This is a genomic window from Bacillus mycoides, assembly GCF_018742245.1.
GTDB classification, from domain to species: domain Bacteria; phylum Bacillota; class Bacilli; order Bacillales; family Bacillaceae_G; genus Bacillus_A; species Bacillus_A cereus_U.
In genome coordinates this window covers 3,030,660-3,042,740 of sequence record NZ_CP036132.1, presented here as the reverse complement: position 1 = coordinate 3,042,740, position 12,081 = coordinate 3,030,660, and the positions used below count along the sequence as shown (strand labels likewise).

Here is a 12,081-nt window from a genome sequence, read left to right as displayed (position 1 = left end):
TAAAAAAGAGCACTTTTGCAATGTGCCCTTAATCAGAAAGATGTTATGTGTAAATATGTACTAGATTTTTGGTGAATTGCTTTTTTTACGGTGATCTTTGTCTTCAATATCAGTTTCAGGCATTCCATATAATCCGTTCATAGTCTGTTCATCTAAATCAAGACCAAGCACATTATTATTTGTCACATCATTTTTTTCTTTTTTAGAGTTATTCATATATATCACCTCCTATTTTTAGGATGTCTAAAAGTGACATAAACATTCAAGGTTTGTTTCATGATAAAAACTTCATTTTAGAGCAAAGGGGAGTTGGGGAATGGAGTTAAAGGATTACGCCATTTATAAGGGTGAATCACTAATATGTATTGGAACTGTACAGGAGTGCGCTCAACATTTGGGCGTACTTCCTAAGACAATACTCTTTTATAAGACACCAGCTTATAGAAAGAGAGTGGACAGCAGAAAGAAAGCTCGTAATTATTTAACTGTTACGGCGTAAGATGAGGATTAATACAAAAATTTCATTTTGTAGAATAGATGAAACTAAAAAAGAGCACTTACTTACGGTGCTCTTTAGGGGAAAAGTGAAATGTTGAAAAGTAGATTAGGGTTTCTTGCTTCGAAATAATATATGACCATTTCAACGTAATGTGAAAATGAATCACTAATGCTAAATACTTGTTGAAAAAAGAATCCTTTCTAGATTATTGACTGCCAGAGCTTCAAGGAATAATTAATTTAACTTTTCAATTACAATTGAAGCATTTATATTGGTTTGTGTTCCACCCGCTAAAGTCTGCAAAGTAACTGCAGCAGCGGAAGTATGATTATTAAGGGTAAGAATATCACCTGCGGCTAAAGTGAGAACTGTTTGCCCATTGTTTTGTTGAGTACCTGCACCTGATCCATAAACGGAGTTGGTAACGGGAGCCCCATTTAAAAAGAGGGCAAATTGATTAGGCTCAACTCCTGATACAGAAAAAGAAATTTTATAATCTCCAGCATTAATAACTGTCATCTGAGAAGTTCCAAGAGTATGAGTAAAACCGGATGTGATTTTACCGTGTGAATTAAAAAGAATAGGTGCTTGTAAGGCAACAACTTGAGCTGCTGTATTGAAAACATAAGCATACTGAGATAAACCAGATGTCGGAAGTCCGGAAGGCCCGGTTGGTCCTGTAGATCCGGCCGCTCCAGTTATTCCGGTAGGCCCAGTAGGTCCTGGAGGTCCACCTGAAGGTCCTGTTGCTCCGGTTATTCCGGTAGGCCCAGTAGGTCCTGGAGGTCCACCTGAAGGTCCTGTTGCTCCGGTTATTCCGGTAGGCCCAGTAGGTCCTAGAGGTCCACCTGAAGGTCCTGTTGCTCCAGTTATTCCGGTAGGCCCAGTAGGTCCTGGAGGTCCACCTGAAGGTCCTGTTGCTCCAGTTATTCCGGTAGGCCCAGTAGGTCCTAGAGGTCCACCTGAAGGTCCTGTTGCTCCAGTTATTCCGGTAGGCCCAGTAGGTCCTGGAGGTCCACCTGAAGGTCCTGTTGCTCCGGTTATTCCGGTAGGCCCAGTAGATCCTGTCGCTCCAGTTATTCCAGTAGGCCCTATTTGAGGCAAAGGAAAGGCACATGGAAAGGGTATGTGACAATTCTTTTTAAATTTACTCATTTTTACACCTCCCTTATAAATTAACTACCAATTTATATTTATACTTTAACAACTTATGAGTAGACAGACACACGGGTGTAAGGAAAAAACCTATAAAAATTAAATAAAAGGTTTTAAGAGCAAGCCTGTATTTCACATTCCATACCAAAAAGAGCACCATATATAAGTGCTCTTCGGACCAAAACTCTTAATGTAAAAGAGTAAGTGATACCATATGTGATTTTTTCATGAGGCGTGAAGGATTTGAACAAAAACGCTATTTTAATTTCAAACAAAAGAACAGTCAGCCAAAGCTAACTGCTCACCTAATGGAGGTCTTGTTCCAACTAGGTTATCTACAGTATTGACGGGATATCGAGTTTTATTCGTGAAGAAATACGTTTAACTTAATGCATAGCCCACAATCAAAGTTAGTGTTAAAAACACTGATAATAAAAGTGTTAGTAGAACTGTTACTATGCTTCTAAGTATTGAAATCCAATTATCTACTTTAGAGAATCCTTTCATACCAGCAAAAAAAGTTCCTATTGAAAAAATGAGTACAAAAAATAAAGGGTGAAAATAAACGACGTTTATAAAAGATGCATTCATTTCAGGTGTGCATACTTCAAGATATAAAAGAAAAAAAGCAATGCAAACGAATGAAAAAATAAAGGACCATAGATTTATATTATGCTTCATAGGTTGCTCCTTTGTTATCGAAATATTTCTATTGAATTTTAATGGAAAATATAAGAAAAAGATAGTGGTTATAAATTAAAATGAATTTTTTTAACAAAATAATCCTTTGCGCGACACGTTTCCTTATAAGTGTGTAAATACGAAATGGGAGGGTCATCAATTTGATAACAACAACTGATTGACTGAAAGTAGGAATGAAAGCCGTCAGGTTGAGCTGAAACTACTTATCTAATACTCCTACATGCAAGGCGTGATAGTAGCCACAAATTGTATGAAGCTAGGTGAAGTCGGCTGAACAAAACCTAAGTGAGAAATCATATGGTAATGGATAGGTCGGGATGCTACAAAACATCTATGGTGAGAATGTCCAAAATAACGGACTGGCGAACTTGCGAATATACGGGTCTAAATTATTAATACATAAGAAATATGTATGTCGTCAATGACGATGTTATCTACCGAAAAGTAAGATTAAAGGATATGAAATTCGGAACATCTAACGATGATGATGTAAAGATAACAGGCTTACAGCAAGCACCTAAGGATTATATGTATAGCTAGGTCAATCGGAACGTGGTAAGCAAGAAACTGTCACCAACGCCTACTAGCGGACAGATGCATATAAGGTTCTAACGAACCGAAATTGCTTCATTCTTGTGAAGGTGGGGACACAGTACCGACGAAACATGTAACGAATGTGGAGGGATAGACCCTAGTCTTGTTCTTTGAAAACTAAATTAACTAGATGTAACTCACAGGATCGAGTAAGATGATGGGACTTTTCGTAAGAAAGGGGAATTAACACATCGGTGAGTACAACATTACGATATGCAGAATATTACGATGTGCAAAAAGTGTTTGATGATTTATATCAACGTAGTAAAAACAATGCTACTAAAGGTATAAATTTATATAAACACATCATATCAAAAGAAAATATTCTACTGGCATATAGAAACATAAAGGCAAACACTGGCTCTAAAACTGAAGGAACAGATGGTATCACAATCGACCATTATAAAATGGAAAATGTAGGTTCTTTCGTTGATAACATAAGAAATGCTCTTGTAGACTACAAGCCAAACACGGTACGTAGGGTAGAAATACCTAAACCAAATGGAAAGAAAAGCCCATTAGGAATACCTACAATGAGAGATAGATTGATTCAACAAATGTTCAAGCAGGTTCTAGAGCCAATATGCGAAGCAAAATTCTACAAGCATTCATATGGGTTTAGACCCAATAGGTCAACGCATCATGCGATGGCTAGGTGTCAATTCTTGATGAATCGTGGGGGATATAGTCACGTAGTTGATATTGATATACAAGGTTTCTTTGACAACGTAAACCACTCCAAATTACTAAAACAACTATATAACATAGGTATAACTGATAGAAAAGTACTGACAATCATCTCGAAAATGTTAAAAGCACCAATCAAAGGAAAAGGCATTCCTACAAAAGGAACTCCGCAAGGAGGAATTCTAAGCCCATTACTAAGTAATGTTGTATTGAATGATTTAGATTGGTGGATATCTAGTCAGTGGGATAATATCAAAACAAGAAAACCATATACACTACCAAATAAAAACTATCATCTATCAAAAACAAAATTGAAGAGAATGTATATAGTTAGGTATGCGGATGATTTTAAAATATTTACAAACAATCACAAATCTGCAACTAAAATATTCCATGCAGTGGAAGGTTATCTCGAGAATCAATTAAACCTTAACATATCTAATGAAAAATCAACTATAACTAACCTAAAAAGAAAATCTTCGGATTTCTCGTACATGTTGAAGAAGGGGCAAGATGTATTTGTTAACGATTAAACCAATAGCAATTATCGTAGGCGCTGCCGTGATCTTGGTGGCGTCTTGTTTGTTGTTAAGGAAAGGTAAGGAGTAAAGGTTTTGTAAATTTTAAAAAATAAATACTATTAGCACTTTAAGTGGTATAATCTTCTTGTTATTGGAATTAAAATGAAAATATAGATAAATAAAGGGGATAAGGTGATTTGGATGGGGGATTCTGATCATAGAGAAACAAAAGCAATATTAAAGATATGGTTCATCTATATGCCACTCGCATTGGGGATTTCATTTTTTCAAGCATTATAGGTTACTTCAAAAAAATAAAAATTAAGATTTTACATAGAAAAAACAATTAATCTATTTAATTGTTTTTTTATTTTTCTCTAACAAAACAAACGAACACAACGAACGAAAATAGAGGAGGAATATAGATGAATTTTGGTTCTGCTTTAGAATTATTAAAACAAGATAGCAAGGTAGCTCGTGAAGGTTGGAATGGTAAAGGAATGTTTATTGTAAGACAAAAAAGGCTATCCGAATGGAATTCCGTGCAACAAACAAACCGCTGAAGCTTATGGATTAAATGAAGGTGATTTATTCAAGTGTGCTCCTTACTTACAAATGATGGCTGCTGATGGCGTGTGTTATATGTGGGTTCCGTCCCAAGCTGATTTGTTTGCAAATGATTGGGTGGAACTGTAATTGATTAAACCAATAGCAATTATCGTAGGCGCTGCCGTGATCTTGGCGGCGTCTTGTTTGTTGTTAAGGAAAGATAAGGGGGAGAAGGGATGATCGCCCTTGTTATAACAGCTGTAAAAAGGTAGATAAAAAGTTCATATTATTTCATAATTTATTATGGAGGTGATAATTTGAACTGGAAACAAAAATTATTTAGAAATTCGATTAGAACCTTAGTTCTTATATTTACATTTGTATTCATTTTTTTATCTGATTTTTTCGGTATAACTACTAGTACTGCAGCTGCAACATCTTCTATTCTTATAGGAATTGTTTCTATGACTATCCGTTGGTACGGAGAGGATACAGATAAGAGGATAAGCAGGAAAAAAATGATGCGATTCATCATTGAAGGTGGCATGAAAGTCGGAGAAGACTACACTTTTGAAGAATTAGGAAAAATGACTGACGAAGAATTGGAGTTAGAGTGTGTAGCGGTTGAACTTCTATTAGGTGAAATAAACGAAATCCATGAACAAAAATGGAGGTAGTTAATAACGTCCCGATTAGGTCTACCCTATACGGACGTAAAAGAGTGAACGGATTTATCATACTTCTCAACGTCCTGTTTACATATACGGAAAATAAATGGTGTTATGTACTTAGAATTAATTTTCGAACACGTTAACGGACGAAGGGGAAGATATTATGATAATTGGTTATGCTCGTGTTTCTACACAAGAACAAAATTTAGCTAGGCAGTTGAAACAGCTAAATGATTATGGATGTGATCATGTGTATGAAGAGAAAACAAGCGGAGCAACAACAAACAGAGAAGAACTACAATTGATGCTCGATAGTTTAAAAGAAGGTGACACGATTGTTGTTACTGATTTAACTCGTATTAGTCGTAGCACAAAGGATTTATTTGAACTAATTGAGGTTATTAAGAGTAAAGGAGCTTCAATTAAATCTATAAAAATGGCTTGATACTACGAGTGATAATCCATACAGTACTTTTCTACTCACTGTAATGGCTGGTGTTAACCAGTTAGAAAGTTAGAAAGGGATTTACTTAAGATGCGTCAAAGAGAAGGTATAGACCTTGCTAAACAACGTGGCGTATATAAGGGAAGGCCTAAAAAATACGGTGATAAAAACCCTAAAATGGAGCATGCTTTAGAGCTGCTTGCCAATCGTGAAGAGAACGGATATACAGTTAAGAAAAGATGTGAAGTAACTGGTGTAAGCCGTACTGTTCTTTATGAAAGAGCGAAAGAAAAGGGGATTATGTAGATTTTAAAGTAGCGAATCTGCTACTTTTTATTTTATAAAATAAATTGTTTCTGAGTAGAAATGAAAATAGGGGTTTGCCTTAAGCATTTAATTATAATCAAGAATATGAGTATAGAAACAGGTCTGATTTTTGTAATGACGGAGGGGATTGTTGTGGACATAACTCAAAGTGTGGCAAGAATAGTGGTTAATGGGAAAGACCTTCCGTTCACTTCAGTTCAAACCTCTGCATGGAATCATGGGCCTGTAAATGATTTAATCGTTTCGACGAATCAGAGAGTGAATGAGCTTTATCAATTCATGTGGTCACAAGTACCAGTTACGATCTCGGTGTATTTTCTTCAAGGGGCGGACTTAATGAGATTCGCTAGGATTGCTGGAATTAATGAACGTGTAACGGGAGAATATATATATCATTTCATTTGGGGATAAGAAGAATTCAAAGTAGCTTAACAGCTGCTTTTTATTTTGCATACAAAAAAAGGAAACCGCAAAGGATCCCTTTTATATTACGCTGCCTTATAATTTTTATTTTTAATCCTATTTCTAGTATCCATAAATGCGGCGAATGTCGCTATAGCACTACCTAAATCATAAACCGGGAATTTGTGGGCAAAAGCAAGTCCTACAATGAAATTGTAGCTGTATATAAAGCATGTAATGCCAAACAACCATAACATGAACTTCAAATCTTTTAAGCTCAATCTATAATTCTTAATTTTTTTCCACATATGTATCAACTCCTATTGTTCTGAGGTTCTATAGTTTTTCTTGTTGATATCTCGCATGTTTACGATAAAAAATAGAAGGAAGATAACAGCTGCGATGCCATTAACCCAGTAGTACGTATGTCCCATTGTGAATCCATCATAGAAGGAATAGGCATTCAAAATTATAAGGATTACTGAGCAGATAGTAGAGGTCAATAATGAACCAAAACTTCTCATGATTTTCACCTCGATTCAAAGTTTTAGAACTTTTTAAACAATTATACATTTAAATTAAAAGATTTATAAAAGGAATTACCATAAGGAGGAGTTATGACGAGTTACTTCCTACGTATACGCTATAACGGGACAAACTGTTGGGAATGATGGAGGAAACGGCGGTTCTAATGGTGGATATCAATACGTTAAGTCAGGTGGATTCGGTACTAACTCCTTAGATGAAGCTATTCAAGCTATGGCAGAACGAGGAATAAAAGGTAGCGTTAATGTTGATCCAATTTCTGGACTATGTTATATCCAAACCGATGTCCTACCTAATGCAGAGTTAGATAAGATTACTTGGTGGATGGATACTAGACCAGGTGGTAAATGGTGATATGAATATATCAAAGTGAGATAATAGTTGAAGCCGTCCTTAATCGGGCGTCTTCAACTATTATCTAAATGCTTCCTTAGCTTTCTCTATTGAGTTCTGTTCCTCTTTTGTATTTGTAAATTCGATAACCATAACAGACAGTCGAAAACATAAACAAACAGCCTTTATCTTGCTAACTCTCACAAGAACTTACACTTTTGCTCTATCTGTATTTAACCTAGAATACAAGATTCTTTCATTTTTATTCCCGGCTATACTTGAAAAACTGTATGTTTTTTATCTCAAATCAATTATATCTATAAAATTAAGGAAAATTCTGTTATAAGATGCATCAGTGCAAGTTATTAAATTCTTTATCGGATTTATGTCAGTTACAGTCACATATCTAGTAAGCAAATGACCATCTCTATAATAAATAATCAATATTTTCTCTTCAGAAAGAAATGAACATAATAACTTGTTTTCAATAATTTCTTGTTCGTTTTGGGTTAATGTAGGGCGCTCCACTTTTGTTTGTTTTTTAACAATCTTACCAATGCCGATGAATTTCTTCGGTATCGGAGCGAACGGAGTCCGCTTAACCATTCCTATTCCTTTTGGCATATGTGTATAGTTCATGCTGCATATCTCCCTAATTGCTATTAATAACTGTATCATTATATCAATTTTTGGAGATGTTAGGATTATTTATGTAATTATAAAATAAACATTTAGAGGTTTTTGGCTCCGTATAAAATAAACCCAATTTAACTAAGTATGATTTATATATATAGTAGGAGAAATTACTGTGGAGTCCCTTTGTAGGTAAGCGTGTTGTTGCTAAGGTTAATAATCTACGTTTCAATAATACCTTTCTGGGCAGGGGAAAGATGTCGCTGGAACTGTAAATATAGGTAAAGGGTTTATAATTGACGAAAAAGTAAAGGTCAACGATTCACAGCAATATAGAGTGCACAATAGTAAAGGAAAAATATACACTTCTACTTTTCTATTTTGATGAAGGATACATGTATCTTTAGATACATAATGGACTAGTTGACGTAAAATTCGATATAGGAAGTAACTATTCTACCCTTTTAACTGTTGTTAACAGTACAAATTAACTTTTCTAATACTTGAGCTACACCATCTTTATCATTGGTATCGGTAATAAAATATGCAGCATCCTTCAATTTAGGTATTGCATTTCCCATAGCAATTGGAAAACCAGATGTATAGAATAGCTCTAAATCATTCCAATCGTCTCCAAAGACCATTATGTTACCCATAGAGATATTATTTTGGGTGCAGATTTCCCTTACAGCTCGTTCTTTAGAAACACCTTTTGCCATGATTTGAGTTAAAGTTCCTGCATCGGTACATATAGTACTTACTTTATGTGCAAACTGTTTTTGTAGTTTTTCATAATGAGTATATTGTGAGATTAATAATTTTGAAGCACTAACTTTTTTTAATTCATTTAATGGAACTACAATTGGATTTACAACTGCATTCATGGTTTTGTTGTAATCCAATGTTTTATTACTGTACCATGTATCTTCCGATTCAACTGAGAGGCATGCATCAGCCTGGTGAGTAATAACAAATTCTATAATTTCATTTGTGATTGCTGATTCAATCGGGTAATGTTGTCTGTAACCTAATGCGTTATCCACTACCAAAGCTCCATTGTAGTAAATCATAGTTGCAATGTCTTGAAGTTCGTGAGGAAGAAAAACTTTGACTGATCGTGGCGCCCTTGCTGTAGCAAAAATAACCTTTAATCCTTTCTTCAGACACTCCAGTATAGCCTTTCTATTTCTTTCTGACACTTTCTTTTGTGAATTTAATAACGTACCATCTAAATCTAAAACGATTGCTTTAACCTCGGATTCTAATTCCATATGTATGTCCCCTTATTTACAGTATAAATTCCTCTTTTTATATTCTATATCAAGTTATAAATCCCTTTATATTCCATACGTGTGAAAGAAGTTTTAGCGGCATTTTGATTCATACAAACACATAAAGTAACTAAATTTTTTGCTTGGTACCTACCAGTTCATTTTACAAAACCAACATCTCTAGCAATATCTCGTAAGGTATTTGGAGATAAGAATCTTTAAAATTCTTGAGCAAATAATTGTAATTCATCAGATACAGAAATAGACGTAAAAAAACACTATCCTTTCCTATGATTTTACAGAAAGAATAGCGTTTTTTTTCATTATAGGGGGTATTTTGTTTTATTAGCTTGATAGCGATGTGACTCTACCTCTATACAGTCAAAAAGGCACAATACATAGTTTCTTCTGAATGGTATAATTAATCAAAAAAAAGAGATGAAAGAGAAAAGAAAAAAAGTAGAAATATAAATATTAAAAAAGGATACGGAAAAGGGCAGATTGTAGATAAAGTAAGGGAGGAGCATAAGTGAAATATATTAATGGATTGTACATATCACTTATATTGATGATGTTTATTAATTTACTTAATACTACAATATTTGATAATGAATATTCAGGGATAACAATGTATATCTCTTCCGTTATATTCATAATTGGGAGCACATTTTTCACAAATGCAAAACGGCTTAAAATTAGTGAGAAAAAATAAAATAAGCTGTCCATATGGGCGGCTTATTTTATTTTTTGCTTAACCTGGGGTTTTTCGAAATGCTGGCGATACCCTCAATGAACAATATAACTTAACATAGTAAAATAATATTTGGATGGGAGTCCAATACATATTATTAAAATTTAGATGGTTCAAGTCGGAGGAAGGCACCTTAGGGTGTCTTTTCTTTATGGGGTAGCGTCAGAAAAATGCGGATTTACAACGTTAAGGAAATTTCAATATTAAAAAGCCTAATTTCTCAATTTAATGTGAAGAAATTAGGCTTTTTTCATTTAGTGATGAAACCCATTATCACATTTCGTATCATGTGGCATAGGCCCGTCTAGGGAATCCAGAAAGGCAACGGTCTGTTTGAGGTTCCTCAAAAATAAATGCGCGAGATCCATGGAAAATCCATTTCGAACCACAACGCGCATAATCGTCACCGCTTCCATATCTGGAGGCAATGGATAGGCGGGTACTTGCCAGCCGAACACACGCAATTGTCGAGATAAATCATAAAGATTCCAGTTTAATGTGTAACCATCTTTCAGTCGCCAAGCGAAAACCGGAATATCCGAACCATCGGACAAAAGTTCGAACGGTTCCATCTTCTGAATCGCCTTGCTAAGAAAAAGAGCGACTTTCTGAGAAGCCCTTTGGACATCATAGTACCCACTTTTCCCCAAACGCAGGTAATTGTAATATTGCAGGAGCACTTGTGCGCCAGGTCGAGAGAAATTCAGGGCAAAAGTCGGCATGTTCCCGCCCAAATAGGAGACGCGGAAGATTAGATCCTCAGGGAGATCTTCAGCTTCCCGCCAAATTATCCAACCCAACCCAGGGTAGACTAATCCATATTTATGTCCGGATACATTGATGGACTTCACCCTCGGTAATTGAAAATCCCAGACTAAATCTGGTTGAAGAAACGGTGCTATAAATCCCCCCGAAGCCGCATCCACATGCATGGGAATGTCGAGGCCCGTCCTCTCCTGTAAATCGTCCAACGCTTTCGCAATGGCGGCAACCGGTTCGTACAGCCCGGTATAAGTCTCACCGAGAATCGGTACCACACCAATCGTATTTTCATCCACGGCAGCGAGGACCCCCTGAGGATCCAATCGAGGATGCTCTGGGCTAACCTTCACATAGCGTGGTTCAACCTCCCAATAGTTCGCGAATTTTTCCCAAACGACTTGAACAGCAGAACTAAACACAATATTGGGCCGATCCACCGGCTTCCCTTCGCTTTTGCGTGCATTTTGCCAGCGTCTCTTTAACGCAAGCCCCCCGAGCATACATGCTTCCGACGATCCAGTTGTTGAAACGCCCATAGTCGTAAGGGGAGTGGGTGAATGCCAGAGGTTGGCTAAAATGCGGACACACCGCTCCTCAATTTCGGCTGTCTGTGGATATTCATCCTTGTCAATCATGTTCTTGTCGAATGATTTGGCATATAAGTGCTCTGCGGCAGGCTCCATCCATGTGCTAACGAATGTTGCAAGATTCAAGCGGGCATTGCCATCAAGAGCAATTTCATCATGGACGATTTGATACGCTGTTTCTGGTAACATGCCTTCATCAGGCATGTGAAAGCGCGGAACGACTGATTCTCCTTCGCGGGCAAACAGAGGGTTTACAGAAAATTCGTGAGGCAGCTCCATTTGCACGTGACGCGGTAGATATTGTGGATTATCTGGCATGATCTCTTTTCCTTCGTATGCATCGTTTTGAACTTCTTCTTTTCGATTCTGTGGCATACAAGTCCCCCTTAATTAATTGTTTAACAAACATATTATTTACAAAAAAGCATTTGTTAAACTAAGGGGACAATTGAAGTTTCTGAAAGGAATGAAGCTGTAAAAAAAGCTGAGAAGGAAGCTATTTTATAACTACTCAGTTACTAGGGGTCACACGATCGAAAAAAGAAAATTGTACGTTAAGGAATATTTCTTCTTTATTCTATTCTTTCGTAATGGGGTACCGCCACATTGCTATCAAGCTAAGAAAAACAAATACCCCCAGAACGAA

The 12,081-nt window shown here is 36.2% G+C and carries 14 protein-coding genes and 5 pseudogenes; 10 read left to right on the top strand and 9 right to left on the bottom strand.

What is annotated here, in order from left to right:
- Positions 1–60: 60 nt before the first annotated feature.
- Positions 61–216 carry a DUF4021 domain-containing protein gene (locus EXW56_RS15555; protein ID WP_001065784.1) on the bottom strand — a complete coding sequence of 52 codons (156 nt, stop codon included), beginning with the start codon at positions 214–216 and terminating at the stop codon, positions 61–63.
- 100 nt (positions 217–316) lie between these two features.
- Between EXW56_RS15555 and EXW56_RS27695 the strand changes: the two genes are divergently transcribed.
- Complete coding sequence (locus EXW56_RS27695; RefSeq protein ID WP_252188329.1) at positions 317–499, top strand: hypothetical protein; 183 nt, start codon at positions 317–319, stop codon at positions 497–499.
- Between the two features lie 234 nt (positions 500–733).
- On the opposite strand, the gene EXW56_RS15550 is transcribed toward EXW56_RS27695, so the two are convergent.
- Both EXW56_RS15550 and EXW56_RS27690 read right to left on the bottom strand, forming a co-directional pair.
- Positions 734–1,654, bottom strand: coding sequence for a BclA C-terminal domain-containing protein (locus tag EXW56_RS15550; RefSeq protein ID WP_215557194.1), 921 nt, complete (start codon positions 1,652–1,654; stop codon positions 734–736).
- A 381-nt stretch (positions 1,655–2,035) separates the two neighbouring features.
- On the bottom strand, positions 2,036–2,335 hold the full coding sequence (locus EXW56_RS27690) for a hypothetical protein (RefSeq protein ID WP_252188328.1): 300 nt from the start codon (positions 2,333–2,335) through the stop codon (positions 2,036–2,038).
- An 809-nt stretch (positions 2,336–3,144) separates the two neighbouring features.
- Here EXW56_RS27690 and ltrA point away from each other — a divergent pair.
- The 6 genes and pseudogenes from ltrA to EXW56_RS15520 form a co-directional block, all read left to right on the top strand.
- Positions 3,145–4,125: pseudogene (ltrA, locus tag EXW56_RS15545) on the top strand (group II intron reverse transcriptase/maturase); the annotation flags it as partial.
- Between the two features lie 458 nt (positions 4,126–4,583).
- The gene (locus EXW56_RS28115; protein WP_215596742.1) at positions 4,584–4,721 is read left to right on the top strand and encodes a Thoeris anti-defense Tad2 family protein; all 138 of its coding nucleotides are present in this window, start codon (positions 4,584–4,586) and stop codon (positions 4,719–4,721) included.
- A 52-nt stretch (positions 4,722–4,773) separates the two neighbouring features.
- On the top strand, positions 4,774–4,854 hold the full coding sequence (locus tag EXW56_RS28110) for a Thoeris anti-defense Tad2 family protein (RefSeq protein ID WP_427227327.1): 81 nt from the start codon (positions 4,774–4,776) through the stop codon (positions 4,852–4,854).
- Positions 4,855–5,024: 170 nt separating this feature from the next.
- The gene (locus tag EXW56_RS15530; protein ID WP_215558633.1) at positions 5,025–5,384 is read left to right on the top strand and encodes a hypothetical protein; all 360 of its coding nucleotides are present in this window, start codon (positions 5,025–5,027) and stop codon (positions 5,382–5,384) included.
- Positions 5,385–5,541: 157 nt separating this feature from the next.
- Positions 5,542–6,129, top strand: a pseudogene (locus EXW56_RS15525) (recombinase family protein).
- A gap of 60 nt (positions 6,130–6,189) precedes the next feature.
- Positions 6,190–6,561 carry a hypothetical protein gene (locus EXW56_RS15520; protein ID WP_215557193.1) on the top strand — a complete coding sequence of 124 codons (372 nt, stop codon included), beginning with the start codon at positions 6,190–6,192 and terminating at the stop codon, positions 6,559–6,561.
- A gap of 77 nt (positions 6,562–6,638) precedes the next feature.
- Here EXW56_RS15520 and EXW56_RS15515 read toward each other — a convergent pair whose 3' ends face one another.
- Positions 6,639–6,860, bottom strand: coding sequence for a hypothetical protein (locus tag EXW56_RS15515; protein ID WP_215557192.1), 222 nt, complete (start codon positions 6,858–6,860; stop codon positions 6,639–6,641).
- Positions 6,861–6,872: 12 nt separating this feature from the next.
- On the bottom strand, positions 6,873–7,076 hold the full coding sequence (locus tag EXW56_RS27680) for a hypothetical protein (RefSeq protein ID WP_252188327.1): 204 nt from the start codon (positions 7,074–7,076) through the stop codon (positions 6,873–6,875).
- A 106-nt stretch (positions 7,077–7,182) separates the two neighbouring features.
- Between EXW56_RS27680 and EXW56_RS15510 the strand changes: the two are divergent.
- Positions 7,183–7,452: pseudogene (locus EXW56_RS15510) on the top strand (N-acetylmuramoyl-L-alanine amidase C-terminal domain-containing protein); the annotation flags it as partial.
- 276 nt (positions 7,453–7,728) lie between these two features.
- On the opposite strand, the gene EXW56_RS15505 reads toward EXW56_RS15510, so the two are convergent.
- The gene (locus EXW56_RS15505; RefSeq protein ID WP_002161228.1) at positions 7,729–8,070 is read right to left on the bottom strand and encodes a YolD-like family protein; all 342 of its coding nucleotides are present in this window, start codon (positions 8,068–8,070) and stop codon (positions 7,729–7,731) included.
- 173 nt (positions 8,071–8,243) lie between these two features.
- Here EXW56_RS15505 and EXW56_RS27675 point away from each other — a divergent pair.
- Positions 8,244–8,449: pseudogene (locus EXW56_RS27675) on the top strand (N-acetylmuramoyl-L-alanine amidase); the annotation flags it as partial.
- A gap of 79 nt (positions 8,450–8,528) precedes the next feature.
- Here the strand turns inward: EXW56_RS27675 and EXW56_RS15500 are convergent.
- Together EXW56_RS15500 and EXW56_RS15495 are read right to left on the bottom strand one after the other, a co-directional pair.
- Complete coding sequence (locus tag EXW56_RS15500; RefSeq protein ID WP_215596741.1) at positions 8,529–9,335, bottom strand: HAD family hydrolase; 807 nt, start codon at positions 9,333–9,335, stop codon at positions 8,529–8,531.
- 74 nt (positions 9,336–9,409) lie between these two features.
- Positions 9,410–9,598 (bottom strand): annotated as a pseudogene (locus EXW56_RS15495) (IS4 family transposase); the annotation flags it as partial.
- Between the two features lie 266 nt (positions 9,599–9,864).
- Here EXW56_RS15495 and EXW56_RS15490 point away from each other — a divergent pair.
- Positions 9,865–10,047 (top strand): hypothetical protein, encoded by a 183-nt coding sequence (locus EXW56_RS15490; protein ID WP_002172467.1) that lies wholly within the window; start codon positions 9,865–9,867, stop codon positions 10,045–10,047.
- A gap of 293 nt (positions 10,048–10,340) precedes the next feature.
- Here EXW56_RS15490 and EXW56_RS15485 read toward each other — a convergent pair whose 3' ends face one another.
- On the bottom strand, positions 10,341–11,810 hold the full coding sequence (locus EXW56_RS15485; protein ID WP_002199900.1) for a glutamate decarboxylase: 1,470 nt from the start codon (positions 11,808–11,810) through the stop codon (positions 10,341–10,343).
- Positions 11,811–12,081 lie beyond the last annotated feature (271 nt).